The following is a 26,022-nucleotide window of genomic DNA, read 5'->3' as shown; positions in this document are numbered from 1 at the left end:
CCCGGCCGGGACGATCGAACGGGGCCGGCATGCCTCGCGTAGAGGCAGGCCCGGAGAAACAAGCGCCGACCACCTGGCACGACCGGCCACAAGAGGAAGCTCTGGAAACGCTTGGCGCAAGCGCCGAGCAGGGGCTTGTCGATCCTGAGGCGGCGGCGCGCCTGGCCCGCTACGGCCCGAACCGCCTGCCCGAACCCAAGCGGCAGGGTCCCCTGGTGCGCTTTCTGCGCCAGTTCCACAATCTTCTGATTTACGTCCTGCTGGCGGCAGCGGCGACGACGGCGGCCCTGGGCCATCTCGTCGACACCGGCGTAATCGTGGCGGTGGTCTTCGTCAACGCGGTGATCGGTTTCATCCAGGAAGGCAAGGCGGAGCGGGCGCTGGCTGCCATTCGCGACATGCTGGCCCCCAAAGCCACGGTGTTGCGCGCAGGACATCGCCAGACCGTGAGCGGCGACGAGGTCGTTCCCGGCGACATCGTCATCCTGGAAGCCGGCGACCGCGTGCCCGCCGACCTCAGACTCCTGGACATCCGCGGACTGAAGATCCAGGAGGCCGTGCTGACCGGCGAGTCGGTTGCCGTCGACAAGACGACGACGCCGGTCGTGGTCGAAGCGCCCCTCGGCGATCGCAGCTGCCTGGCCTTCAGCGGCACCCTGGTGGCCGCCGGACAGGGCCGCGGTGTCGCCGTGGCAACCGGCGCGGCGACGGAGCTGGGCCAGGTCAGCGCGCTCATCGCCGAAGTGCAGTCGACGACAACGCCGCTGATCCGCCAGATGGCGGTCTTCGCCAAGTGGCTGACCCTGTTCATCCTGGCCGCCAGCGCCGCCATTCTGCTCTTCGGTCTGACGCTGGGAGACTACGGCTTCAGCGAGCTCTTCATGGCCGTGGTCGGTCTTTCGGTGGCCGCGATTCCGGAGGGGCTGCCGGCAATCCTTACGGTCACCCTGGCCATCGGGGTCCAGGGCATGGCGGCGCGCCATGCCATCGTGCGCCGGCTGCCCGCGATCGAGGCCCTGGGTTCGGTCTCGGTCATCTGTTCCGACAAAACGGGCACGCTCACCAAGAACGAAATGACCGTCGCCTCCGTCGCCACCGCGCGGCAGCTCTTCGCGGTTTCCGGCACCGGCTATGCGCCGCACGGCGGTTTTGCGCTCGACGGGCACGACATTGAAGTGAGCGGCTTTCCGCTGCTGGGCGGCCTCGCCCGGGCCGCCTTTCTCTGCAGCGAAGCCGAGCTCACGGGGCAGGACGACGACTGGCACGTGGTCGGCGACCCGATGGAGGGGGCGCTGGTGACCCTGGCCCACAAGGCCGGGCTCGACCCCGCGGTCGAACGCGGCGCCCATCCCCGCACCGACGCCATTCCCTTCGACTCCCAGCACCGCTTCATGGCCAGCCTGCATCACGACCACAGCGGACAGGCGGCGATCTATGTGAAGGGAGCGCCGGAGCGCCTGCTGGAGATGTGCCAATGGCAACATCACGACGACGGGCGCATGGAGCCGCTGGACATCGACTACTGGCATCGCCGCGCCGATGCGATCGCCGCCGAGGGTCAGCGCGTTCTGGCGATCGCCAGCAAGCGAACGCCCTGGGAGCACAGCGCCCTGCGTTTCGACGATGTGGCGGACGGCCTGACGCTGCTGGGGCTGGTCGGCCTGATCGACCCCCCGCGGGAGGAGGCCGTGGCTGCGGTGGCCGACTGCCGCGCCGCCGGCATCCGGGTGAAGATGATCACCGGGGACCACGCCGGCACGGCCCAGGCCATCGCGCGCCAGCTGAACCTGGAGAACACGCGGGACGTTCTGCAGGGCGCCGAGATCGACGGGCTCGACACGGAAGCCCTCAGCCGCCGGGCTGCCGAGGTCGACGTCTTCGCCCGCACCAGCCCGGAGCACAAGCTGCGCCTGGTCGAAGCCCTGCAACAGGGCGGCGCGGTGGTCGCCATGACCGGCGACGGCGTCAACGACGCGCCGGCCCTGAAACGCGCCGATATCGGCATCGCCATGGGCCGCAAGGGGACGGAGGCGGCCAAGGAGGCCGCGGAAATCGTCCTCGCCGACGATAACTTCGCCACCATCGCCGCCGCGGTGAAAGCCGGGCGCACGGTCTACGACAATCTCAAGAAGGCGATCATCTTCCTGCTGCCCGTCAACGGCGGCGAGTCCCTGAGCCTGATCATCGCCATCCTCTTCAGCCTCACCCTGCCGATCACCCCGGTTCAGATCCTCTGGATCAACATGGTGAGCTCGGTGGTCCTGGCCATGACCCTGGCCTTCGAGGCCTCGGAGCGCGGCGTCATGCGCCGCCCACCGCGCGCGCCCGGCGAGCCGATCCTCTCCGCCTTCGTGGTCTGGCGTGTGGCTTTCGTCTCGCTGCTGTTCTGCGGCGGCATCTTCGGCAAGTTCGCCCTGGCCCAGGCCCAGGGTGCAAGCATCGAGGAGGCACGGACGGTCGCCGTCAACACGCTGGTTGTGATGGAGATCTTCTATCTCTTCTCCGTGCGCTATCTGAACGACAGCTCGCTGACCCTGCGCGGCGTCATCGGGACCAAGCCGGTGCTGATCGCCATCACCGCCGTGACGGCGCTGCAGTTCCTCTTCACCTACGCACCCTTCATGGAAGCCTTCTTCGACACCCGGCCCCTGAGCCTGCTCGAGGGCTTGCAGATCGTCGCCGTCGGCGTGGCGGTCATGCTGATCCTGGAGTTGGAGAAGCGTTTGCGGCAGCGTCTCCTGGGGCCTGGCCGCAAAGAGAACCCGCAGAATTCAATGACAGCACGGCCGCACCGGTCATGAGCGAGGCCATCGGCGGGTACATCTTCTACGAGATCGCAGCCCTTCTGGTGCTGGCGGCCAGCGTCGGCTTCGTCGGGCTGATGCTGCGCCAGCCCCTGATCGTGAGCTTCATCGCGGTGGGCATCCTGGCCGGACCCTCGGTCTTCGACATTGCCAAGTCCGACGAGCACATCGACCTCCTGGCGGAACTCGGCATCGCCGTCCTGCTGTTTCTGGTCGGCCTGAAGCTCGACCTGAAGCTGGTGCGCACCCTGGGGCCCATCGCGCTGATGACCGGGCTCGGGCAAGTCGCCTTCACGACCATCTTCGGGTTTCTGATCGGACTGGCGCTCGGCCTCGGGACCCTGACGAGCCTCTATGTCGCCGTCGCGCTCACCTTTTCCTCAACGATCATCATCGTGAAGCTGCTCTCCGACAAGCGGGAGATCGACTCCCTGCACGGACGCATCGCCCTGGGCTTCCTGATCGTCCAGGATGTGGTTGTGGTGCTGGCGATGATCGTGCTCTCGGCCATCGGCGTGGGCACCGGGGGCGACGCGGCCTTCTCCGACGTGCTGCTGGTCTTCGGCTACGGCGCGGCCATGCTGGTCGCAGTGGGCCTCTTCGTCCGCTTCCTCGCCAATCCGCTGGTCGAGCGGCTGTCCCGCGCGCCGGAACTGCTGGTCTCCTTCGCCATCGGCTGGGCAGCGCTGCTGGCGGCCCTCGGCCACTACCTGGGATTCGGCAAGGAACTGGGCGGCCTGCTGGCGGGCGTTTCGCTGGCTTCGACGCCGTTCCGCGAGGCGATCTCCGCCCGGCTCGCCTCCCTGCGCGACTTCCTGCTGCTGTTCTTTTTCATCGCACTGGGCGCCTCCCTGGATCTCTCTGTCCTCGGCGCCAGTGTCTTCGCCGCCGTGATCTTTTCGCTCTTCGTCCTCATCGGCAACCCCTTGATCGTGCTGGCGATCATGGGCGCCATGGGCTACCGCAAGCGCACCGGCTTCCTCGCCGGCCTGACCGTCGCGCAGATCAGCGAGTTCTCGCTGATCTTCATGGCCATGGGGGTATCGATCGGCCATGTGGCGGAGGACGCCCTGGGTCTGGTTACCCTGGTCGGTCTGATCACCATTGCCGTCTCCACCTACATGATCACCTACTCTCATCAGATCTACGGCCGGATCGAACCCTTGCTCGGTCCCTTCGAACGGCGCTCCGCCGGGCAGGCGGAAGACGCAAGCCTGGCCGCCAGGGCCGTGGCCTGCGATGTGCTGATCTTCGGTCTCGGCCGCTATGGCATGGGGATCGCCCAGGAACTGAGCCGCGCCGGCTGGCGGGTTCTGGGCGTCGACTTCAACCCGGTCGCCGTGCGCCATGCCCGGGAACGGGGCTTCGACGTGGTCTTCGGCGATGCCACGGACCCGGAGTTCCTCGCCCACCTGCCTCTCGGCCAGGCCCGTTGGGCGGTCTCCGCCGTGCCGGAACACGACACCGGCGTCTCGCACGACGACCCGCGGCGCTCACTTATCCGTTCCCTCACCGACCTGAAGTTCGGCGGGCGAATCGCCGTGGCCGCCCATCAGGAAGAAACCGCCGATGCCCTGGAGGCCGGAGGGGCGGATCTCGTGCTGATGCCCTTTCGCGATGCCGCCTCGCGCGCAGCCGCCCTCATCCAGAACGGGATTTCGCCGCCACACAGCGAGGCAGACGATCCGGAAGGACAGAGGGAGCTTTCGGCATGATCGAAGACAGCCCGGCGGCCCTGCAAGGCGACAGGGAAGGCACACCGGTTCCGCGGCATATCGCCGTGGTTTGCGGACTCGACGATCATGACGGGACGCTGTTGCAGAGCAGTGCAGGCCTGGCCGCCGCCTGGGGTGCCCGCCTGACCGTCCTGGGCGTTCTGGAGCCGTTGCCGGAAATCGATCGCATCGCCCGGGCGGCCGGCGTTTCGGCGCAGGAGATCGAGAAACGCCGACTGACGGAATACCGCGAGGCGCTGCAGGACCAGATCGCCCGTGCGGGGCTCGATGTGCAGCCCGGCTTCACCCTTCGTGTCGGCAAGCAGTTTCTGGAGATCGTCCGCTACGTGATCGCCGAGAACGTCGACCTCCTCCTCAAAACGGCGGAGCGGCTCGACGGGTCGGCGCACTTTGTCTTCGCGAGCACCGATCAGCACCTGCTGCGCAAGTGCCCCTGCCCCGTCTGGCTGCGCAACGACACCGCCGCGACGCCGCCAAAGACCGTGGTGGCGGCGGTAGACGTGGATGCGACCTCCGCGGGCGAACCGAAAACCCTGGCGGGCCTCAATCGCCGCATTCTGGAGCTGGCCGCCCGGGTCGCCGCCGCCGCCCAGGGAGATCTCTATCTGCTCCACGTCTGGGATGCGCCCGGCGAGGGTCTGGTGCGCCTGTGGTCCGACGGGAGTGACCCCAAGCACGCTGCGGAGGCCTATACCAGCGAGCTGCGCGCCACCCACTGGAACGCCCTGGCCGCGTTGGCCGAACAGGCGCGTGGCTGGATCGGTCCCGCCGCCGCCGAGCGTATCGCCTTTCGCTTCCGCCTGGAGCGCGGCGAGGCGCGCAGCGTCATCCCCATGCAGGTCGAGGCCCTGAAGGCGGACCTCTTGGTCATGGGCACCATCGCACGCACCGGCGTTCCCGGTTTCATCATCGGCAACACCGCAGAGGACATTCTCAACAGCGTCGACTGTTCAGTGGTCACCGTAAAGCCGCCCCACTATGTCAGCCCGGTCATGAACATGATCGCCGCGCTCTGACGGCCAGCGACGACGGGCGCCGCTCAGACCAGAGAGCGCAGCGCAGGCCTAGGTGTGACTGCGCCCGCCGGTTTCGTAGAACCAGTCGTCCGGATAGGGGTACCACCAGTCCTGAATGGCCGGCTTGTGGTCGATGACCACCATCTTGGAACGGCGGAAAGCGTCCAGCCCGAGCCGGCTTAGTTCCCGCCCCAGGCCCGACATCTTCCAACCGCCGAACGGCAGGGCGTCGTTGTCGATCAGCGGGTTGTTCACCCAGACCATGCCGGCCTCCAGGCGCTCCGCCGCCTCCATGGCCTCCGCCAGGCTGGTGGTGAAGACGGAAGCGCCGAGCCCGAAGCGGCTGTCGTTGGCCCGCTCCAGCGCTTCGTCGAAGTCCCTGACCCGGCAGATCGACGCCACGGGGCCGAAGCACTCCTCCTGCATCACGGCCATCTCCGGGGTCACGCCGGTCAGGATGGTCGGCTCGTAGAACCAGCCCACCGGCTGGTCACCCGGCACCTTGCCGCCGAGCGCAACATGGGCGCCCTTGCTCCGGGCATCCTCCACCAGCGCCATGACTTTCTCCCGCGCGGCCTCGCTCACCAGCGGCCCGATCTCGGACTTCGCAAGTCCGTTGCCGATGCGCAGCCCCTTCGCCGCGGCGACGAAGGCCTCCAGAAAGGCATCGTGGACGCCATCGACCACGAACAGCCGCTCGGCGGAGGTGCAGACCTGTCCCGACATGTGGAAAGCCGCCGTGACCGCGCCGCTGGCCGCGACCTCCAGGGGCGCCTTGGCACTGACGATCATGGCATCGCTGCCGCCGGCCTCGATCACCGCCGGCTTCATCTGCGCCGCCGCCGCAGCGGCCACAGCCTTGCCCGCGCCGACGGAGCCCGTGAAGGCCACGGCATGGGTCTTCGGCGAGGCGATCAGAGCCTGCGCCACCTCCGCACCGCCGGGCAGGCAGCAGAGCAGCCCCTCCGGCAGGGCGTTGAACACCGGCATGAACTCCAGGGTCGACAGCGTCGTCGCCGGTGCGGGCTTGACGATGCAGGCATTGCCGGCGGCAAGGGAAGCCGCCACGGTCCAGCACATCAGCAGGATCGGAAAGTTGAAGGGCATGATGTGGACGCTGACGCCAAGCGGCTCGTAGCGGGCAAACTGAAAGGAACCGGTCTGGGTCGTGCCCGCGACCTTGCCCGCCTCGTCGCGCGCCATCTCCGCGAAATAGCGGAAGGCGCCCGCGCAGTTGGCAATCTCGCCGATCGCCTCGGGATAGGGTTTGCCCATCTCCCGCGACATCAGCTCCGCGCAGCGGCGCATGTCGCGGGACTCGATGGCGCTGGCGATGCGGTGCAGCACCTGGGACCGGGACTTGGCGTCGACGCGCCTCCAATGCCGCTGCGCCGCCTGCGCCGCATCGAGAGCCTTTTCGCGCTCCGCCTCGGAAACTTCGGCAATGATGCCGACCGGCTCGAGGGTTGCCGGGTCCGTCACCGTCAGGGGGCCGCCGCCCGCGCCGATGAACGCGGGCGTGATGAAGAAGGAGGGCTGGTTCGGGTCGAAACTCATGGCTGCACAGTCCGCTTTGTTGGGGGACCCTTCTGTCTCGCGTGCCGCTGGGTTGTCGCGGGTTTCATCGGATCATGTAGACCTTCCTTACCGTCTCGTGGACACGGCAGGTGCCTTTCCATCCGGCCGGGAAGAAGGCGGCGGTGTCCGGTTCGATCTCGATCACTTCGCCGGACTCGTGGGTGTAGGTACAGCGGCCTTCCAGGAAGTGGCAGAGCTCGTCGGCGGTGACATGGCAGTCCCAGTAGCCCGGCGTGCAGATCCATATGCCGGACTCCGGACTGCCACCGGGCCCCTTGTACAGCAGCTTGCCGGAGGTCCGACTCTCGCCTTCGATCATCGTCGGGACGGCTCCCCAGTCGACCGTGTCCGCAACGGCCCTCGGGTCCTGCATCACCGGGGTTGCAGGTTGGCTCTTATCCTTATTGGCGTGGCTCATCACAGGGTCCTCGATCAGCGCAGCATATAGATGCTGCGAATGGTTTCGTGCACCGTGACGGTGCCGGTCCAGCCTTCACGAAAATGCACGACAGTGCCCGGCACCACTTCGATCACCTCGCCGTCGTCCCGGGCGTAGGTAGCCCGGCCGGAGACAAAATGGCAGAGCTCGTCTCGCGGCAGTTCGAGCCGCCAGCTGCCCGGGGTGCAGTCCCAGATACCGGCCTCGGGCAGGCCATCGCGCTCCCCCTTCCAGAGCAGGCGGCCGGCATTGGTCGACTTGCCGTCGATGGGCTCCAGGTGACCGCCCCAGTCGACCAGTTCTTCCTTCCAGTGGGAGGCCCCAGCGATGTGCGGCGCCGAGGATCTGAGGTTCGTGGGCAAGGTGGAGGGTTCCTTTCAGGACGGATCAGAGGGTGTACTCATCAGAGGCATAGAGGGCCGATCCTGTCTGTGCAACGGACAGCCGCTGGCCATCGCTCATTGCCCAGCCAGGGTGTCGAGGATACCGGCCGCCTTGCTGGGCCCATGCTGTCCCTGGGAGTGTTTGGCCGTCGCATCCAGCTTTTCGCGCATCGCCGGATCGCTGAGCATCCTGTGGATCTTCTCCGCAAGCTCCTCTTCGGTCCACCGGTAGCGGTCAAGCTTGAAGCCGTGGCCGGTTTCCTGCACCCGCGTTGCGTTGTCGTGCCCGTCCCAGACATAGGGCATGATGATCGCCGGCTTGCCGAAGTAAAGGCACTCGGTGAAGCTGTTGTTGCCGCCGTGATGGATCACGGCATCGACTTGCGGGATGACCGAGGGCTGGGGATACCAGCTGGCAAGATGCACGTTGTCCGGTACGCTGTCATAAGCCGCCATATAGTCGCCCACATTCACCAGCGCCCTCAGCTCCAGCTTCGCCAGCGCGGCGATCAGCCGCTTCAGGAGGTCCGTGTCGCCAGCGCCGAGGGAACCGAAGCTCACGTAAAGCAGCGGCTTGTCGTTGTGCGCCTTGAAGGTCGGCACGGTGTAGGGCTCATCCTCCCGCACACAGCCCTCGAGGTATTGAAACCGCGCCGGATCGAGCGGCTGGGAGCGGTCGAAGCGCACCGGTTCCGGATAGAGCAGGAAGTTCATATGCGGGGAGGCTTCGAAGAACTCGCCGAGCGGATAGGCTGATTCGCCGCAGCTTTCGAGAAAGCCGTTGAAGTCGTCATGGATCGGCTTGATGACCTCGTTGAAGCGCGCACGGTAGCGGGCATGGCAGCCGCTGTCCTTCTCGCCGCAGCCCGACAGGTGCGGCGGAATCGCAGGATCTTCGATTTCGTTTTCAGAGCAGGAGATGATGCGCACCCAGGGTTTGCCGTTTTCCTTGGCGTAGCGCTTGATCGCCGGGAAGAGGATCACGTTGTCGACGCAGACCACGTCCGGCTGCAGCTTCTCGAGGACCTGCGGCAGATCCTTCTCCGCCCACTTGGCGCTGTCGACAATCGCTTCCCAGCATTCCTTCACGTAGTTGTCGATCTGATCGATCGGGCTCTTGGCGAAGTTCGGAATGTGGCCGTTGATGAAGTCCTCCCAGAACTTCGCCATCTCCTCCGGCGGCATGGGCTCGGAGAGGTTCACCGGGTGGCACGGGAAACCATAGCCCTCATAGACCTCCACAAAGCCGGGGTCCGAAAGGAAGACGGCCTTATGCCCCAGCTTTTCGACCGCCTGAGCGATGCCAACGGAGTTGAGGGCCGGGCCGAAGGCGGCCTCGGGGAAGAATGCGATCGTTTTCTTGCTCATGGCATCCTCTCTGGAAGGTCAGTCGGTAAGAATGCGGCCGTGCGCGGGCCGCCAATGGCACCAGACCGGCTGTCCGACACGGTAGCGTGACGCCTCCGCGTCGTCCGCCGACGTACGCACCAGGACCGGGCTGTCATGGCCGGCCACGGCGACCAGCAGGGTCTCGCTCTGGCCGAGATAGGCAATGTCGGTGATCTCCCCGGGCAGGGCGTTATAGCCCTCCGCCAGCCGTTCCGTTGTGAGAACCATGCGCTCCGGCCGGACCGAGAGCGCACAGGCGGTTCCGGCGGGCAGTTGCGAGGGCGCCCGGAGCACCCCCAGACCGGCAACCTCGATGCCTTCGGCCACGGCCCTGCCCTCGAAGAGATTGGTGACCCCGATGAACCGGGCGGCAAAGCGGGTTCGGGGTTCCTCATAGAGCGCCCGCGGGGCGTCCAGCTGGACGATCCGCCCCCCATCCATCAGGGCGATCCGGTCAGCCAAAACCAGGGCTTCTTCCTGATCATGCGTCACCACCACGAAGGTGATCCCGAACTCGTGCTGCAAACGTTTCAGCTCCAGTTGCATCTGCTCGCGGAGCTTCTTGTCGAGGGCGCCGAGCGGTTCGTCGAGAAGCAGCACCCGGGGGCGCTTGATCAGGGCGCGCGCCAAAGCCACGCGCTGGCGCTGGCCGCCGGAAAGCTGGGAAGGCTTGCGCCGCGCCAGGTCCGAGAGCTGGGTCTGTTCGAGGATTTCATCGACCCTGCGGGCGATCTCGCCTTTCGGCAGCCGCTCCATCTCCAGGCCGTAGGAGATGTTTCGGCGCACATCCATATGCGGAAAGAGCGCATAGGACTGGAACATCAGATTGATCGGCCGCCGGTTGGCGCCGAGGCGCGCCATATCCCTGCCGTCCAGCAGGATCGCGCCTTCGTCCGGTTCCTCGAAGCCGGCGACCATGCGCAGCAGGGTCGTCTTGCCGCAGCCCGAGGGCCCGAGCAGGGCGAAGAATTCTCCTTCCGCCAGGTCCACGGAGACCCCGTCGACCGCCGTCAGCCCGCCGAAGCGCTTGGTGACCCCTTGCAGGGAGATGACCGTGCCACCCGCCATCAGTCGACCGTCGCGCCGCGGTTCAGACGTTGGGAGAAGAACACCAGCGTGAAGCTGATCAGCATGATGATCGTCGCCATGGCGTTGATTTCCGGCGTCACACCGAAGCGGATCATCGAATAGATGCGCATCGGAAGCGTCGTGGAGCTGGCGCCGGCGCCGGCGGTGAAGAACGCGATGATGAATTCGTCGAAGGAAAGCGTGAAGGCCAGCAGAGCCCCGGCCAGCACCCCCGGAAAGATCACCGGCAGCGTGACCCGGCGAAAGGTGGTGAAGCGGTCCGCGCCGAGGTCGATGGAGGCCTCGATGATGGCATAGTCGAAATGCTTCAGGCGCGTGCGCACCACCGCGCAGACAAAGGCGATGTTGAACACCACGTGCGAGAGAATGATGGAGTGCAGGCCGAGAGTCACCTCCAGCAGGGTGAAGAACGACAGCAGCGCGATGGCCAGCACGATATCGGGAATGATCATCGGCGCGAAGAGCAGCGCATCGACCGCGTTCGACTGCCGGCGCCGCTCCACCCCCAGCGCCAGAAGGGTTCCCAGTGTGGTGGCGATCACTGTCGAAACGACCGCCACGACGATGGTGTTGAGGGCGGCGGCCAGAATCTCCGGGCTGCCCGCCAGGGTGACGTACCAGTCGAAGGAGAACCCGGTCCAGGCCGTCGGCAGGCCGGCCCGGTTGAAGCTGAGGATCATCAGCACGAGGATCGGCCCGTAAAGAAAGGCATAGGTCAGGGCCAGATGCAGGCCGAGCGCCCGCTGCGCCACCGCCGCCCTAGCCATGCGGTGCGGCCCTTGCCTGCTGGGCCCGGTTGACGAGCACGGCCTGGGTGAACAGCAGCAGCATCATGATGAAGATCAGGATCAGCGACAGTGCCGCGCCGAAGGGCCAGTCGCGGGCCGAGAGAAACTGATCGTAGATCAGGTTGCCGACCATCTGGATGCGTCCGCCGCCCAGCAGATCCGGGGTGATGAAGTTGCCGATGGAGAGCACGAAGACGAAGACCGCGCCGGCGGCAACGCCGGGCAGGGTGAGTGGCAGGGTGACGCGCAGAAAGGTCTTCCAGGCCGGCGCGCCAAGGTCTGTCGAGGCCTCGCGCAGCTCCGGACTGAGGCGCTGCAGCGAGGCATAGATCGCCAGGATGACGAACGGCAGGTAGTTGTAGACCAGCCCGGTCACCACCGCGAAGTCGTTGTAGAGGATGTTGAGCGGCTCGGAGATGACGCCCGCACCGCCGAGCGCCTTGTTGATCAGCCCTTCGCGGTTCAGCAGGACGATCCAGGCATAGGTGCGGATCAGGTAGTTGCTCCAGAACGGCAGCATGACCAGGAACAGGTAGGTGTTCTGCCGGTCCTTGCGGGCCAGGGAAATGGCATAGGCGGCCGGATAGGCAATGATGACGGCAATCAGGGTTGCCAGGGCGGCGATGCGGGCCGACCCGAGAAAGATCGAGAGATAGATCGGTTCGGCGGCGCGCAGAAAGTTGTCGAAGCCGAAGATGTATTCGATCCCGCCATAGACGCCGCGCTCGAAGAAGCTGAAGAAGAAGACGATCAGGCAGGGAACGATCATGAAGACCGTCAGCCAGCCGAGACCGGGCAGGGCCAGAACAAGGGATCGTCTTTGGCTGTTCATGACGGTAACAGGATCCAGGGGCCGGAAGGCCGCCGCCGGGCTGGAAGCGTGATTGCCCGGCGGCGGCCTTCCGGCCCGATACCGGCTAGTTCGACGCCGTGATCTCCGTGACGGCCTTGGTATAGGCCTTCTGGGCAGAGCCGAGATCGCGCAGCTGTTCCTGCTTCATCATATCGGCCGGCGCCATGTCGAGGTTGGGGAAACTCGCCAGCAATCCGCTGTCCAGGGCCTCCATGGCCGCCTTGTTGGGCACCTTGTAGAGGATGTTTTCGGCCACCCACTTGCCGTTGTCGGCGCTGAGGATGTAGTTGATGAACTTGTGCGCGGCGTCTTTGTTTTCGGAGGCCGCGGTGATCACCATGGTGTCGACCCAGAGGTCGGTCCCCTCTTCCGGGATCACATACCTGATCTTGTCGTTCTCGGCGATGCCGTAGTTGCACCAGCCGTCCCAGGCATGCACGAGGCTGGCCTCCCCCGAGACGAGCTTCGAGTAGAAGGTGGTGTCGTCGTAGGCCAGCAGGTCCTTCTTGGTCTCGATGAGTTGGGCCTTCACCTCGTCAATCTTGGCCTGGCTGGTTTCGTTCACCGAGTAGCCCCTGGCCAGCATGCCGGCCGCCATAAGCCAGCGGTCGGTGGCCAGCATGGTCACCTTCCCCTTCAAACCGTCGCTTGGATTCAGCAGGTCATTCCAGCTCGACGGCGTGCCCTCGACCAGATCGGAGCGATAGCAGAGACCTGTCGTGCCCCAGGCATAGGGGGCCGAGAAGCTGTTGCCCGGGTCGTATTCCAGGCTGGCCGCTTCCGGGTAGAGATTGGCGAAGTTCGGCACCTTCGCGTGATCGATCGGCGCCGAAAGGCCGAGCTTGTTCAGGACCTCCGCAAAGGGCGAGGACACGAAGAGCACATCGTAGCCCTTGCCCTTGCCGGCCACGACCTTGCCCATGATCTCCTCGTTGGTCGCATGGAGGGCGACCTCCACCTCGATCCCGGTCTCAGCCTTGAACTTCTCCGGCAGATCCTTGGGCATGTAGCCGTCCCAGTTGGAGATGACGATCTTCTCGGCGGCCATGGCGGCCCCCGCCCCCGGGCCGAATGTGCCGATGCCCCCTGCGCCCAAGCCAAGTGCCACCGCCAGGGCGGCCGTCGATGCCGTCGTGAGAAAACTCTTCATTGCCGCTTTGCCTCCATGTCTGCCGGGGCGGTTTGCCCGCCCCGCTTTCTGACCGCAGCAGCCTGAACCGGCCTGCGGATGCCCCTGTCTCCGGCCAATATTGTATCATTTCCAAAAATTATACAATCTGGTTTCCCGACAGCGCCATACAACCGAACCGGGCGAACGGAGCCCGCAATCCCTGGGCCCTCTTGCCCGGGCCGTGAAACCGCCGGATTCAGGAGAGCCGGAAGCAGGGCGAGAACAGGTAAAGAGGTCTAGCGGCGTGTCAGGCGACGGTGCGCCAGGACCCGGACCTTGCGGAAGTCGGGCCGGTTTTCGTCCGACATGCGGATGTGCAGCGACATGCGCTCGGCAGCCTCCGCCAGGGCACCCCGCTCCACAGCATCGAGGATCGCCAGATGCTCGGCGAAGGAGGCCTCCAGGCGCTCAGGCGTCGTGTACTTTTCGTACTCGGAGAGGCGGCGCAGCCGCGTCTGCTGGCGGATCGCCTGCGCGAGAAAGCGGTTTCCGCAGGCCTCGCCCAGGGCATTGTGAAACGCCGCATCGATGTCGAGCAGGTTGTTCAGGGGCTCCGACTCGATACCCGACGACAAGGCGGCGAGGTGCCGCTCGCGCAGTTCGGCGATCTGAGCGGCCGGCAGATCGAAGCGCTCCTCGCGCAAGGCCGCCGGCTCCAGCAGCAGACGGAAGCGATAGCTTTCCTGATAGGAGGCCTCGTCGTTCAAAGCGGGGCCGAAGACCCAGCCGTGGCCGGGCGTCTTCTCGACCAGGCCGTCTTCCTGCATGCGGGCCAGAACCTTGTGAATGACGCTGCGGCCCGCGCCATAGCGCCGCACCAGGTCGGCGATGGAAACCTGGTTGCCCAGCAGATTGGCAAAGCGCTCGCTGGTGATCTGCCGATAGATCCGCTCCACCTCCGGCACCGGCAGGTCGACCTGCTCGAAAAGATCGGAGCCGGGGGCCGCTGTCAGAAAGTAGCCGCGGCTCGGCTTCAGGCTGACGATCTTGTGCTTCTCGAGCTGCTTCAGCGCCGTGCGGACGGGCGAGCGGGACACGCCGAGCGCATCAGCGATCCACTGTTCGCGGATATGGAACCCCGGCTCCGCGCGCTCCCGCCGCAGCGTGTCCAGGATCTGCCGTGCAAGCTCCGAACTGCGCATCGCTCCATGCTCCCGCGGCCGCGGTGCGACCCTCCATCGATTCCGGACTTACCACGAAATCCGGTGCGAGGACACCTCCGCCGGTTTTCGCCCATTGACTCAGAACTCGCCGCTCCACTCCAACCTCGATGCCGGGGCTCAGACGCCGAAATCGCTCGGGCTCCGTCCAAGGGTACGGCGAAACATGTAGCTGAACGCGCTTGAAGACGCATAGCCCATGTCGAAGGCGACCGAGCTGACCTTCTCGCCGGCGGCGAGCCTTGAAATGGCGTGAAGAATGCGCGCGTGCCGCAACCACCGCGACGGCGGCATTCCCGTTTCTGTGACAAACAATCGTTCGATGGTCTTGCGGCTGGCCGGGGCTTCGGCAAGCCAGGAGTCGACCGATCCGATCGCGCCCGGATCGTCGAGCGCCGCTTCGGCAAACCGGCTGATGCGATGGTCCTGTGGCATGGCGATCGAGAGCGGTACATCCGGGGCGGCGACCAGTTCATGGCGCAGAAGGTCGTGAAGCGCCTCGTTATGCTCGTTCGCGCGGCTCGCGGCACGGTCGGGCATGGTGCCGGCCATCAGGGCGTTCAGCAACGGCGTCATTGCCATGATCCGGCAGTCCTCCCCGATCAGTTCAGCTTCGCCCTTGCGTACGTCGACGTAGCGCATCTCGTTGTCCGATCCGTACCGCATCCAGTGCTCAACGTCCGGCGGAATCCACAACACCATCGCCGGACTGAGCAACAAGACGCGGTCCGGCGTGCCGACGTACATTGACCCCGATGCAGCGGAGATGAGCTGCCCGAAGTCGTGGGTGTGCCAGTCGTAGCTTTCGCCGGACGTCGGTCTGACGAGTTCCCCCAGGTAGCGCGGCCGAACAACTTCGCCCAGGTCGCTCAGAGGATGGTGTTTTGGATTGGTCATGGCGCTTGACGATTTCTAGATATATTTTGTCTTAATGTCGACTGAAAGACATACCGTTCTGCCCTAGGGTGCTCAAGCCTTTCGGGCCTGAGGTCCGCACCTCTCGATCAGAGCATCTTAGCGTCATGAAAAACCGCAGCCTCCTGACGTGGTTCGCGCTGGGCCATTTCGCCAACGACTGGCCGGTCTGTTCGCTGTGGCTGATCGTGCCGGCGGTCGGCATCGCCATGGAGCTTTCGCCGGCCGAGGTCGGCCTGCTGTTCACGATCTGCAACGTCGGCGGCGCGCTCGCCTATCTGCCAGCCGGCATCCTCGCCGACCACGTCGCGAACCGGGGCCGGCTCCTGGTCGCCACGTTCTGGTGGGTCGCTGTCGGGTACCTGCTGGCCGCCATGGCGCCGGGATTCTGGAGCCTCGCGCTGTTGCTCGCCGTCGCGGGCATGGGCGATGCGGCGTGGCACCCGATCGCCACCGGCGTGCTTGCGCGCAACAGCAGAGAGCGGCGTGCACACGTGCTCGGCATTCACGCCATCGGCGGCTCGCTTGCCGAGGTGCTGGCGCCGCTCGCCGTCGGCTTTCTCCTCGCTTACGTCGACTGGCGCGAGGCGCTGGCGATCTCGGTGCTTCCCGCCGCGCTCATGGGCTTCTGCTTCTTCTTCGTGGCGCGCGCGGTTCCGCGTGTCGAGAAAACGTCTGTCAACAGGCGGGACCTGCTCGACCTTCTGAGCATGTGGCGGCGGGGCAACGGACTCCGCATGGTGGCGATGATCTGCCTCTACAACATGGCCCTGATTGCGCTTCTCAGCATGATCCCGCTCTATCTTGCGGACCAGCACGGGTTCGGGCCGGAGGCGGCCGGCATTGCGTTTTCGACCATGCTGATCATCGGCGCTCTGGCGCAGCCCTGGGTCGGCAAGATCTCCGACATCGCCGGACGCCGGCCGGTCGTCGTGTTCGGCAATCTCACAGCGGCACTGGCGATCACATTGCTGGTTTTTCAGCCCTCGCTCTGGATCATGATCGCCGCGATGGTCGTCGCGGTCGCCGCCCTGGATGCGATCCGCGCCGCCATTCTCGCGGGCGCGGTCGACCATACTGGCCGCAGCGAAGGAACGACGCTGGGTCTTGCCTTCGTCCTGCTGGACGGTATCGGTGCGCTCGGCGCGGTGCTCGCCGGCATCGCGGCGGGGTTCTCGTGGCCGCACATGTTCGGCCTCGCCGCCGCCTTCTCGCTTGGCGCCGCAGCCCTGGGCTTCGTCACGGTTTTCGGGCGCCAACCCGATTCCGTCACCGCGGAAGCGGCTTCCACATCAGCATCGGCGGAGTGAAAGTCCTTTGCTTGGATGGTCGCAATATTGCCGCTCGGTCTTGATCATGGCGTCAACCGGTGCGACTTCCGACCGCTCATTCCGCGGCGAGACCAGCGGCCTTCTTCACGGCATCGGACGGCATGGCTTCGCGGTCGACAGGTGACGACTCTGGCAGCGTGCCCATCGCTTCCGCGCGGCGCTCCTTGCGCAGGTAGGTGTGGTAGAGCACCGGTACGCCGAAGAGCGTGAGGATGGAGGCGAAGCCGAGACCGCACATGATGGTCACCGCCATCGAGGCGAAGAAGACATCGAAGAGCAGCGGCACCATGCCGAGGATGGTCGTCGCAGCCGCCAGCGCCACGGGCCTCAGACGACTGACCGAGGCGGCAACGATCGCCGCCGACTGTGGCAGCCTCTGTTCCGCCTTCTGCAGGTCGATCTCCTCGACCAGGACAATGGCGTTCTTGATCAGCATCCCGGAAAGGCTCAGCAGCCCGAGCATGGCCGTGAAGCTGAAGGGCAGACCGCTGAGCAGCAGGCCAAGGGCGACACCGTTCACGGCCATCGGCACAATGGTCCAGATGACGGCGGTCTGACGCAGCTTTCCGAACAGCAGGATCGTGATCAGCAGCATCGTCCCGAAGGACAGAGGCATCTGCATTCCGAGACTCGTCTGCGCCTCGGTGGCGCTCTCGAACTCGCCGCCCCACTCCATCCGATAACCGGGCGGCAGCTGCATGGCTTCGACCAGCGGGCGGACCTCGGCGAAGGCGGCCGGCGGCAGGATGCCCGGAACGGTGAAAGCCTGAGCGCTGACCGTCGGCTCCCGGTTTCGCCGTTCGATTGCCGTATCCCGCGACACCACCTCAAAGCCGTCGATGACCTGGTTCAGGGTGGTGTAGGCGCCGCTGGCCGGTGCATAGACAATCTGGTCGAGCAACCGGCCGTCGGCCGTCATCTCCTCGCGGGGGCTGCGAATGACGATGGGGATCAGTCGGTCCCGCTCCCGAAAAGTACCGGCGCGGATGCCGTCGGTTGCCAGGGCGATCGCCTGTGCGACGTCCCTGCGTTCGACGCCCAGCGCCTGACCGCGGTCGCTGGCATAGATCGGCCGGGTGACAAGCTCGCGCTCGCTCCAGTCCGTCTGCTCGGCCAGAAGCAGGCCGCTGCCGGTTTCGAACAGCCCGCGCGCCTCCTCCGCCAGACGCCGCAACACGTCGGGGTCGGGTCCGGAAAGGCGCACCTCGACGTCGGCGCTGACCGGGGGGCCGTAGATGATCTGCTCGACGCGGGTCTGCGCCCAGGGCAGCACCGAGCGCGCAAAGACGGCCAGGTCGTCGCGCAGCTTCGGGATGGCGTCGAAGCTTTTCGCCCTGATGACGAGTTCGCCATGGCTGGGTTCCGGGTTCTCAGGCTGATAGGTCAGCAAGAAGCGGGTCAGGCTGCGGCCGGCGGTCGCGGTGACGGCTTCGACATCGTCGCGCTGAAGCAGCCACTCTTCGATCACGGCGAGATCGGCGGCGGTCTCATGGATCGAGGTTCCCTGCGCCGCCTTGTAGTTGAGATAAAAGAGCGGCGTATTGGCCGGCGGAAAGAACTGCTGGGTCACCATGCCGAAGGCCCCGATACAGGCAACCGTCCCGCCGACAAGACCAAGAATGACAAGCCAGCGGCGGCGCAGGGCTCCGCGCACCAGCACCGCATAGCCGCGAAAGAACCTGCCGCCATAGGCTCCTTCGCCCTCGCCAAGGCCGCCGACCGGAAAGATGTAGCTGGCCAGCAGGGGCGTCGCGGTGATGGCGAGAAGCCAGGACAGCATCAGCGAGATGCCGATAACGGCAAAGAGCGAGAACAGGAACTCGCCGGAGCTGTCCGGGCTGAGGCCGATCCCCGCAAAGGCCATGACACCGATAGCGGTGGCCCCCAACAGCGGGATCTGCGTCCTGCGCGCCACCTCCGCGGCGGCATCCCGGGCAGTGCGCCCCTTGCGCATCTCCACCTGCATGCCTTCGGCGACCACGATGGCGTTGTCGACGAGCATGCCCATGGCAATGATCAGGGCGCCGAGGCTGATGCGCTCCACCTTGATGTCAAAGAACGCCATGAAGAGGAAGGTCAGGCTGATGGTGAGCAAGAGCGTGGCCCCGACCACCACAGCGGCCCGCCAGCCCATGAACAGGGCCAGCACGGCAATCACGATGGCAAGCGACAGCCCCAGGCCTCTCAACACTTCCAGGTTGGCGCTCTCGACGACCCTGTGCTGCTCATAGATCGGCGCGATGGTCACGCCGACGGGCAGCAGCGGCGCAACCTCCGCAAGCCGCTGCTCGACCGCTTCGCCGACGGTGACGATGTTCGCCGAGGTCAGCCCGGCAATGCCCAGCGTGAAGGCCTCCACACCGTTGTGGCGGACAATCTGCACCGGGTCGTCGACCCGGCTGCGCGTGACGTCGGCGACATCGAGGAGGTTGAGGACCTCGCCCTCAAACCCAAAGGTCAGAGCGCCGATCTCACGGATGCTGTCTTCGCCGCGCGGCGGGTCCACCCTGACCTTGCGCGTCTCGTCGTCCGCGGAACCCGCGGGCACCACGGCATCGGCGCGACTGACCGCATCCACGATCACGGTCGGCGGCACCCCCAGGTTGGCGAGCGTCCGGCTGAACGGCTCCACGAAGATCGCCTCTTCCGGCAGGCCGGTAACCTCCGCATCGGCGACACCGGTGACGGTGAGAACTTCGCGCCGCAGGAAAGTCGCGATCTCCCAGATCTCATCGTCGCTGAAGCCCGGCGCCGTCACGGCATAGTACAGGCCGTAGACATCGCCGAAGCCGTCGTCCACGTCCGGCACAGCGGCCCCGGGGGGCAGAAACGGCACAGCGTCGGCAACCCGGTCGCGCAGGTCGTCCCAGATCTGCGGCAGGTCCCCGCCGTCGAAGCGGTCCTTGATTTCCACTTCGATCACCGACAGTCCCGGCGTGTTGCGGGAGGTGATCACGTCGACTTCGTCCATCTTCTGGATTTCGCTTTCCAGAACCTCCGAAACCTCGACAGCCACCTCCGACGCGGTGGCGCCCGGGTAGGCGGTGATCACCAGGGCGGACTTCAAGGTGAAGACCGGATCCTCCAGCTTGCCGACCGCGAGGTATCCCGCGAAGCCGCCGAAGAGGCAGATCAGGATCAGCAGCCAGGTGTAGAGCGGCTTTTCGATTGAAAAGCGGGCGATCTGCATGGCTCAGCGTTCCTCGACCACAAGGCGGGTGTAGCGCCGCACCGCCTGGCCCTCGCGAAGCAGATGTCCGCCGACCGCCACCACCTCGGCGCCTTCCGGCAGCCCCGTGACGAGAAAGCGCGTGCCGGTCCGGGAGCGGACGTCGACCGGCTGGCGGCGCAGCACGGCAAGGCCGGCCAGCCCGCCTTCGGAGGTTTCAAGGACCAGAACCGAGGCGTTCCGTTCCGGCCCGATCAGCAGGGCAGACGCAGGCAGGACGAGGCCAGCCTTCGGGGCGGGCAGTTCGGCGATGACGGTCACCGAGGCGCCGGGCACCAGGAACACACTCTTCGCATCCGGAAAGGCCAGCGTGACGATGTAGCTCTGCCCCACCCGATCGGTCTGGGCGTGAAACTCAACAAAGCGCACGGCGACCGCACCGTCCTGATCCGGCATCCGGACCATGAAGCGGATCTGCGCGGGGTCGCCGGCCTGGATCAGCAGCCTCTCCGGCAGATCGAGTTCCACGCGGACCTCGGACATGTCGTGCAGGCGGAGGATCGGGCGGCCCGGCTCGACGTTGGTGAAGTTCGGGGTCAGCCGCTCGGCGACAAGACCGTCGAAAGGCGCCAGGATTGTCGCGTCTTCCAGATCGTCGCGCGCCTCGCGGAGCGCCACGGCGGCAAGGTCCCGGCTCGTCTCCGCATCTTCCAGGCGTACACGCGACCCCGCGCTGCTCTGCATCAGCTTTGCGGCACGCTCGAAGCGGCGGTTCTCCTGCCGCAACGTGACCTCGGCCCGCTCGACGGCCCGCTTGAAGGGCGCCTGATCGAGACGCGCCAGAGGGCTGCCCCGGTCAACGCGGTCGCCCTCGACCGCGTCCAGAATCTCGAGTCGCCCCCCGACCTCGAAGGACAGGTCGACGGTCTCGCGCGCCCGCACCCGGCCGAAGAAGCTCCGGGTCTCGAAAGCCCCGGCGGCCTCCGCCGTGACCACCTTGACGGCGGGAACGCCCCCGTCCTGCACCCTGGCCCCGTCCTCCGCACCCGCCCTTCCTGCGAGCAGAAGGCCGGCCGCAAACAAGAGGCTGACTGCAAACAGAAGGCTGGCGATGGCCGCCGGGGCCGCGTACACCTGCATGAAACCTTGCCGCATGGCGGGAATACCCTATGTTTTAAGAACCAACCGTCCGGTCGGTAGGCTATCTAGATCGGCTGAGGGATGCGTCAATGCAAAAAAGTGGGGCGAGGCCGGTTTCCGAACCGGAAAACGACACGGGCGCGGAGCGTTCGTCCCGCCGGGCGGAAATCCTGACCCTGGCCACGGCCCTGTTCCTGGAAAAGGGCTATGCCGGCACCTCGATGAGTGCACTGGCCCGGGCCTGCGGCATACAGAAGGCAAGCCTGTATCACCACTTTCCCAGCAAGGAGGCGCTGTTCGTAGCCTGCGTGACCGACGGCTACGATGTGGCGGTCCGAAAACTGCAGCAGATCCTGGACGACGGCGGCCTGGACCATGAAGAACGCCTGCGCCGGGCCCTGACGGAGATCTACCGGATTACGATCGACTCGCCGGTGGGGCGCATGTCGCCGCTCATCGCCGAGGTCTCGCGCCAGATTCCCGAGGTGGCGCAGGCGTTTCACGACGGCTTTATCCAGCAGCAGCATGACATCGTGAACGCGATCCTCGATGCGGGAGAGCAGGCAGGCGCCTTTGTGCAGCATGATCGCCTGGGCATGGTGCACCTCATTTTCGGCCCGGTGGTGACCCTCTCCATCTCCCGGCAGATGTTCTCGGAACTTGAATCGCTCGAGGCGCGTTTTCCCGTGGACCCTGTCCGCGAGGGACACTGCGATCTGATCCTGCAGCTTCTGAGACCGAAAGGCTGAGTCCGCACGAACGGCGACCGTGCACGGCGAGAGCTTCTCAAAACTGCAACAGAATCTTCATTGCCGCCCGTAGCCCGCGGCAGGCATGACCCCGCCGGCAGCGGCGCCCGCCTTGGGCAGGCTGACCCCGACCTCGAGGTTTCCATTTCGTCCACGGGTGGGCTATACCCCTGGGCTCGCGGCGGCGAGGCGGTGGCCATTTCATGCAGTCGGCAGCTTCGGGGGAAGAAACATGCAAACGTCTGTGTGCCTGACGGGCGGCCGGATGCTGACGCCGCAGGGCGAGCTAGAACCCGCCGACCTGCACATCGCCGAGGGCCGGATTGTCGAATCGCCCGCAGCCGATGCCTTGTACATCGACTGCCGCGGATACTGCGTGCTGCCGGGGATCGTCGACGTTCACGGCGATGCTTTCGAACTCGAACTGCATCCGCGCCCCGGCGTCGATATCGCCTTTCCGATTGCGATGGGTTCGGTCGACCGGCAGTTGCTGGCCAACGGCATTACGACCGCCTTCCACGGCCTGACGGTCTCATGGGAACCCGGCGCCCGCAGCCTTGCGGCCGGACGCCGGTTCATGGAGGGGCTTGAGGCACTGCGCGCCCGCTTCGTGGCCGATCACCGCGTTCAACTGCGCTGGGAGACCTTTGCCCACGACGCCATCGACGATCTGATGCTCTGGTTGGCGCAGCGGCCGACCCCCGCGGTCGCGTTCAACGACCACACAACAGCGACACTGGAAAAGGTGAAAGCCGGCAACCACAAGAAGCTCGACAGCTGGGCGCTGCGTGCCGGCATGACGCGGGAGCAGTATCTGGCCGAGGTCGAAGCCGTCGGGCGGCGCGCGCCGGAGGTTCCGGCCAAGATCCGGAAGGTCGCGGAGCTGGCCGGAAGCCATGGCGCCGTCATGCTGTCCCATGACGAAAGCACCCCGGGCGAGCGGGCGCTTCACCGGGGCCTGGGCATGAGCGTCTGCGAGTTTCCGCTTGCCCCCGAGGTGGCGTCGGATGCCGTGGCGAGCGGCGAACACGTCATCATGGGCGGCCCGAACGTCATTCGTGGCGGCAGCCATACCGGGGCGATGTCCGCAGAGGACGCCATCCGCGACGGCCTCTGCACGGTGCTTGCATCCGACTACTACTACCCCAGCCTGTTGCATGCCGCCGAACGGCTCGTCGGCCGCGGCGTGCTGTCTTTGCCGGAGGCCTGGAGCCTTGTATCCGGGAATCCGGCCGAAGCGATGGGGCTGCACGATCGCGGAACGCTGGAAATCGGCGCCCGCGCCGATGTCACCGTGGTCGACTGCGCGGAGCCCTGGCGTCTCATCCACACCGTCGTCGGCGGCACCGTGGCGGGTTTCGGCGCCTGACCCAAGGCGCGTCGGAACGACGCTTCCCCCACGTGCCTTGGCAGGGGTCTAACTCTCGCTACCGTTGTCGGCGCCGCTTCCGGTGCTCGCCTCCCCTTCCTTGAGGATGCGGTCGATCAGTCCCCAGTCCAGAGCCTCTTCGGCGGTCATGAAGTGGTCTCTGTCGAGGGTGCGCTCGACCTCCTCTTCACTGCGCCCGCAGTTCTCGGCATAAAGCCTGATCATACGGCGTTTGGTCTTTTGCATTTCCTCGGCATGGATCAGGACATCCGATGCCTGCCCCTGGAAGCCGCCCAAGGGCTGGTGGACATGGAGACTGGCATTGGGCAGGGCCACCCGCTCGCCCGGCTCGCCCGCCATCAGGAGAAACGACCCCATGGAGCGCGCGGTTCCCATGCAGAGCGTGTGTACCGGCGCCTTGATGTACCGCATGGTGTCGTACATGGCGAGGCCGCTGGTCACCACGCCGCCGGGCGAGTTGATATAGAAGTGGATCGGCTTCTTCGGATTCTCGGCCTCCAGGAAGAGGAGTTGCGCACACACCAGTGCGGACACGGTGTCATTGACCTCGCCGTTGAGAAAGACGATGCGCTCGCGCAGAAGCCGCGAGTAGATGTCGAAGGACCGTTCGCCCCGACTTGACTGCTCGATGACCATGGGGACGAGTTGCATCGCTTCGCGCATCGGCGAACTCCTCTCTTCCACACTATCCATTGCTGACCGGCCCATTGCTGACCGGCCCATTGCCGACCGTCGATTTCAGGCAGCAAGCAGAAGGCAGGGGCGGTTGCTGTTCGCGGCCTCGAGGGGCCGCGGTTCCAGACGTTCGTCCACCAGCCCGTGAACGATCCGCAGGATGGTGCCGCCGTCGGCGCCGGGGCGGACCTGGAAGGTCACCACGCTTTCGAGGAAGGGCGGCTCGCTGTCCTTCATTCTGTAGCGAACCTCCTCCCCCGGCTCGGACGAAATCGGCTGCCTGTCGGCCAGGTCTCCTTCCGGCAGCCATTGCTCGCGAAACTCGGGCAGACTGATCGCCCGCCAGACCTTTTCCGGCGCCGCATCGAGTTCGTATTCGAGCACCACGTCCGCTTTCCGCCCGTCACTCTTCGGTTCGTCCATCACTCCATATCCTTCAGCAGTGCCTTCAGAGAGTCGATCCGCGCGGGCCAGTAGGCGCGATACTTTGCAAGCCACCGGGCGATGAGCGCCAGGCCATCCGGGTCAACCTCGTAGTTCACGAAACGTCCCTGCCGCTCCTCCCGCACCAGCCTTGCCCTGCGCAGAACCGAGAGGTGCTGGGACATGGCCGGCTGGCTGATCGCCATGCCTTTGCGCAAGGCACTGGCGTTCATGCCCCCGGCCGCCAGCTTCTCGAAGATGGAACGGCGGGTCGGATCGGCCAGGGCTTTGAAAACCTCATTCTCGATCATGAAAACAGATAAGCACAGACTTATGTGATTGGCAAGAGGGCGTCTTCCAGGCAGCAGCATGAAAAGCCACGCCGAATCGAACCGCAGAGCTGCACAGTTCGGCCTGGCGGGGCGGGCGCGGTTGAGTGGATCCATTCAGTGGGGAAGGCCAGGGATCGTTGACGGACTGTCATTTCTTACAGTCAGGCAGCTGCGAGGGTCATCCGGCCATGCAGACTGAGCCTCCTGACAGGAAGAGCCAGGTTTGCCCGGCCATGGAACCCTGCGCGCCAACCCGGTGGCGCTTCTATCCTGCAGAAGGATAGCTGAAGGGAAGCGCACGACTGCGCATGAAGTTGCCTTCCGAGAGTTCAATCCATTCGCGGATCTGGGCACGGGCGGTGACAAAACTGTCAAACACCCGTCGGTGCTCCGACGACGCTTCGTCTCGTGCTGCCGAAAGAATGTCGCTCGCCACCTCGCCGATCCGGGTCAGAACGTCGTCCGGAACGGTGCTAATCATGACGTTGTGCTGCTCCTTGAGAACCTGCAGCGCAGCGATGTTGCTGGCGTGCACCCGTGTCAGGTTTGCAACGTGTTCGGCCTGAGCAGCATTGGCGACAATTGCCTGCAGATCCTCCGGAAGGCTCTCGTACATCTCGCGGTTCACGATCAACTGGATCGATCCGGCAGTCTGATGGAACGAGGGGAAGAGATAGTAGGGCAGGAAAAGGTGGAGATCGTACGCGAGGTCGACGGCCGGCCCTACGAGTTCAAACGCATCGAGTTCGCCTGCTTCGAAGCGCGGCCCGATTTCGGTACGCGGCATACTGACGGGGCGCACGCCGAGCTCACGCATGATCGGGACGTTGATCCCCGTGGTCCGGTATCGCAAACCCCGTAGATCGTCAAGCGATCGGATCGGCTCCGCGAACCAGCCGAAGGACTGCGGCCCGAGCGACCCCGCCAGGAACGGTTTTACGCCGAACGCGCCAAACAGATCGTCCCAAAGCGCCTGTCCGCCAAGATCTTGTATCCAGATCGTGCGCTCCGCTTCCGTCATGCCAAGAGGCACAACAGTGAACATCTCGAATGCCAGGCCACGATCACGCCAATCATAGGAAAGGCTCCGCGCCATGGCGATTTCACCGGACGACACTCTATCGAAGGTATCGCGATAATCGCCGAGGTCGCGGGGCCCGACGACCTCGACCGACAGACGACCGTCGGACATTTGAGTGATCCGCTCAGCGAGCCGGCGCCCGGACGCCATTTGGTCAGGAAACTCGTCGGGCCATCGCGAGACCATCTGCCAACGGATTGCCTTCTGAGCGATTGCGGGCGTGCCCAATACACCCAGCGATCCGGCCGCCGTCATCGCGCCAGCAGCGGAAACGAACTGTCGTCTGTTCATTGGACCCTCTCCGATCGTGATCTGCGCAAAGGCCTGCGGTCCGCAGCCTCACGGTGGAGATGGTGATCCATTTGCAGATTTCTGATCGAAGCTTCTTCCACTACCGATCACCGGCGTTTA

At 65.5% G+C, this 26,022-nt stretch carries 22 protein-coding genes; 6 read left to right on the top strand and 16 right to left on the bottom strand.

Features of this window, described 5'->3' with window-relative positions; all coding sequences use genetic code 11:
* Nucleotides 1-29: 29 nt before the first annotated feature.
* The 3 genes from ACO06P_RS17970 to ACO06P_RS17960 are packed head-to-tail and all read left to right on the top strand — an operon-like array spanning nucleotide 30 to nucleotide 5,556.
* Nucleotides 30-2,801, top strand: a complete 2,772-nt coding sequence (locus tag ACO06P_RS17970; protein WP_420346594.1) for a cation-transporting P-type ATPase — start codon at nucleotides 30-32, stop codon at nucleotides 2,799-2,801.
* Nucleotides 2,798-4,519: a cation:proton antiporter gene (locus ACO06P_RS17965; protein WP_420346593.1), complete on the top strand. Its 1,722-nt coding sequence runs from the start codon at nucleotides 2,798-2,800 to the stop codon at nucleotides 4,517-4,519. The genes ACO06P_RS17970 and ACO06P_RS17965 overlap by 4 nt, the downstream gene beginning before the upstream one ends.
* Nucleotides 4,516-5,556 carry a universal stress protein gene (locus ACO06P_RS17960; RefSeq protein WP_420346592.1) on the top strand — a complete coding sequence of 347 codons (1,041 nt, stop codon included), beginning with the start codon at nucleotides 4,516-4,518 and terminating at the stop codon, nucleotides 5,554-5,556. The genes ACO06P_RS17965 and ACO06P_RS17960 overlap by 4 nt, the downstream gene beginning before the upstream one ends.
* 48 nt (nucleotides 5,557-5,604) lie before the next feature.
* On the opposite strand, the gene ACO06P_RS17955 is transcribed toward ACO06P_RS17960, so the two are convergent.
* The 10 genes from ACO06P_RS17955 to ACO06P_RS17910 form a co-directional block, all read right to left on the bottom strand.
* The gene (locus ACO06P_RS17955) at nucleotides 5,605-7,113 is read right to left on the bottom strand and encodes an aldehyde dehydrogenase family protein (protein WP_420346591.1); all 1,509 of its coding nucleotides are present in this window, start codon (nucleotides 7,111-7,113) and stop codon (nucleotides 5,605-5,607) included.
* 64 nt (nucleotides 7,114-7,177) lie between these two features.
* Nucleotides 7,178-7,552, bottom strand: coding sequence for a cupin domain-containing protein (locus tag ACO06P_RS17950; RefSeq protein WP_420346590.1), 375 nt, complete (start codon nucleotides 7,550-7,552; stop codon nucleotides 7,178-7,180).
* A 14-nt stretch (nucleotides 7,553-7,566) separates the two neighbouring features.
* A complete protein-coding gene (locus ACO06P_RS17945; RefSeq protein WP_420346589.1) occupies nucleotides 7,567-7,935 on the bottom strand; it encodes a cupin domain-containing protein in 369 nt (122 codons plus the stop codon).
* Between the two features lie 96 nt (nucleotides 7,936-8,031).
* Nucleotides 8,032-9,324, bottom strand: a complete 1,293-nt coding sequence (locus ACO06P_RS17940) for a nucleotide disphospho-sugar-binding domain-containing protein (protein ID WP_420346588.1) — start codon at nucleotides 9,322-9,324, stop codon at nucleotides 8,032-8,034.
* Between the two features lie 18 nt (nucleotides 9,325-9,342).
* Entirely contained in the window at nucleotides 9,343-10,413 is a 1,071-nt protein-coding gene (locus ACO06P_RS17935) for an ABC transporter ATP-binding protein (RefSeq protein WP_420346587.1), read from the bottom strand.
* Nucleotides 10,413-11,201 (bottom strand): ABC transporter permease, encoded by a 789-nt coding sequence (locus ACO06P_RS17930; RefSeq protein WP_420346586.1) that lies wholly within the window; start codon nucleotides 11,199-11,201, stop codon nucleotides 10,413-10,415. Before ACO06P_RS17930 ends, ACO06P_RS17935 begins: the two co-directional genes overlap by 1 nt.
* Nucleotides 11,194-12,054, bottom strand: a complete 861-nt coding sequence (locus ACO06P_RS17925; protein ID WP_420346585.1) for an ABC transporter permease — start codon at nucleotides 12,052-12,054, stop codon at nucleotides 11,194-11,196. Before ACO06P_RS17925 ends, ACO06P_RS17930 begins: the two co-directional genes overlap by 8 nt.
* An 85-nt stretch (nucleotides 12,055-12,139) precedes the next feature.
* A complete protein-coding gene (locus ACO06P_RS17920) occupies nucleotides 12,140-13,225 on the bottom strand; it encodes a polyamine ABC transporter substrate-binding protein (RefSeq protein ID WP_420346584.1) in 1,086 nt (361 codons plus the stop codon).
* 257 nt (nucleotides 13,226-13,482) lie between these two features.
* Nucleotides 13,483-14,388 (bottom strand): GntR family transcriptional regulator, encoded by a 906-nt coding sequence (locus ACO06P_RS17915; protein ID WP_420346583.1) that lies wholly within the window; start codon nucleotides 14,386-14,388, stop codon nucleotides 13,483-13,485.
* Between the two features lie 138 nt (nucleotides 14,389-14,526).
* The gene (locus ACO06P_RS17910) at nucleotides 14,527-15,303 is read right to left on the bottom strand and encodes an AraC family transcriptional regulator (RefSeq protein WP_420346582.1); all 777 of its coding nucleotides are present in this window, start codon (nucleotides 15,301-15,303) and stop codon (nucleotides 14,527-14,529) included.
* 125 nt (nucleotides 15,304-15,428) lie between these two features.
* Here ACO06P_RS17910 and ACO06P_RS17905 point away from each other — a divergent pair, with 125 nt between their 5' ends.
* Complete coding sequence (locus ACO06P_RS17905; RefSeq protein ID WP_420346581.1) at nucleotides 15,429-16,631, top strand: MFS transporter; 1,203 nt, start codon at nucleotides 15,429-15,431, stop codon at nucleotides 16,629-16,631.
* A gap of 76 nt (nucleotides 16,632-16,707) precedes the next feature.
* On the opposite strand, the gene ACO06P_RS17900 is transcribed toward ACO06P_RS17905, so the two are convergent.
* Entirely contained in the window at nucleotides 16,708-19,842 is a 3,135-nt protein-coding gene (locus ACO06P_RS17900) for an efflux RND transporter permease subunit (protein WP_420346580.1), read from the bottom strand.
* Between the two features lie 3 nt (nucleotides 19,843-19,845).
* On the bottom strand, nucleotides 19,846-20,961 hold the full coding sequence (locus ACO06P_RS17895) for an efflux RND transporter periplasmic adaptor subunit (RefSeq protein WP_420346579.1): 1,116 nt from the start codon (nucleotides 20,959-20,961) through the stop codon (nucleotides 19,846-19,848).
* A gap of 89 nt (nucleotides 20,962-21,050) precedes the next feature.
* Here ACO06P_RS17895 and ACO06P_RS17890 point away from each other — a divergent pair, with 89 nt between their 5' ends.
* A complete protein-coding gene (locus tag ACO06P_RS17890) occupies nucleotides 21,051-21,710 on the top strand; it encodes a TetR/AcrR family transcriptional regulator (RefSeq protein WP_420346578.1) in 660 nt (219 codons plus the stop codon).
* 232 nt (nucleotides 21,711-21,942) lie between these two features.
* The gene (locus ACO06P_RS17885) at nucleotides 21,943-23,079 is read left to right on the top strand and encodes an alpha-D-ribose 1-methylphosphonate 5-triphosphate diphosphatase (RefSeq protein WP_420346577.1); all 1,137 of its coding nucleotides are present in this window, start codon (nucleotides 21,943-21,945) and stop codon (nucleotides 23,077-23,079) included.
* A gap of 48 nt (nucleotides 23,080-23,127) precedes the next feature.
* On the opposite strand, the gene ACO06P_RS17880 is transcribed toward ACO06P_RS17885, so the two are convergent.
* The 4 genes from ACO06P_RS17880 to ACO06P_RS17865 form a co-directional block, all read right to left on the bottom strand.
* Entirely contained in the window at nucleotides 23,128-23,763 is a 636-nt protein-coding gene (locus ACO06P_RS17880; RefSeq protein ID WP_420346576.1) for an ATP-dependent Clp protease proteolytic subunit, read from the bottom strand.
* A gap of 75 nt (nucleotides 23,764-23,838) precedes the next feature.
* Nucleotides 23,839-24,198 (bottom strand): SRPBCC family protein, encoded by a 360-nt coding sequence (locus tag ACO06P_RS17875; protein WP_420346575.1) that lies wholly within the window; start codon nucleotides 24,196-24,198, stop codon nucleotides 23,839-23,841.
* Nucleotides 24,198-24,509: an ArsR/SmtB family transcription factor gene (locus ACO06P_RS17870; RefSeq protein ID WP_420346574.1), complete on the bottom strand. Its 312-nt coding sequence runs from the start codon at nucleotides 24,507-24,509 to the stop codon at nucleotides 24,198-24,200. Before ACO06P_RS17870 ends, ACO06P_RS17875 begins: the two co-directional genes overlap by 1 nt.
* A gap of 286 nt (nucleotides 24,510-24,795) precedes the next feature.
* Nucleotides 24,796-25,902, bottom strand: a complete 1,107-nt coding sequence (locus ACO06P_RS17865) for a TRAP transporter substrate-binding protein (protein ID WP_420346573.1) — start codon at nucleotides 25,900-25,902, stop codon at nucleotides 24,796-24,798.
* Nucleotides 25,903-26,022: the final 120 nt, after the last annotated feature.

The sequence above is a fragment of the Pelagibius sp. genome (assembly GCF_965227505.1).
Classification (GTDB): Bacteria; Pseudomonadota; Alphaproteobacteria; order Kiloniellales; family Kiloniellaceae; genus Pelagibius.
Note: the sequence above shows the minus strand (reverse complement) of the source record. Positions and strands in the feature narration are given on the sequence as shown.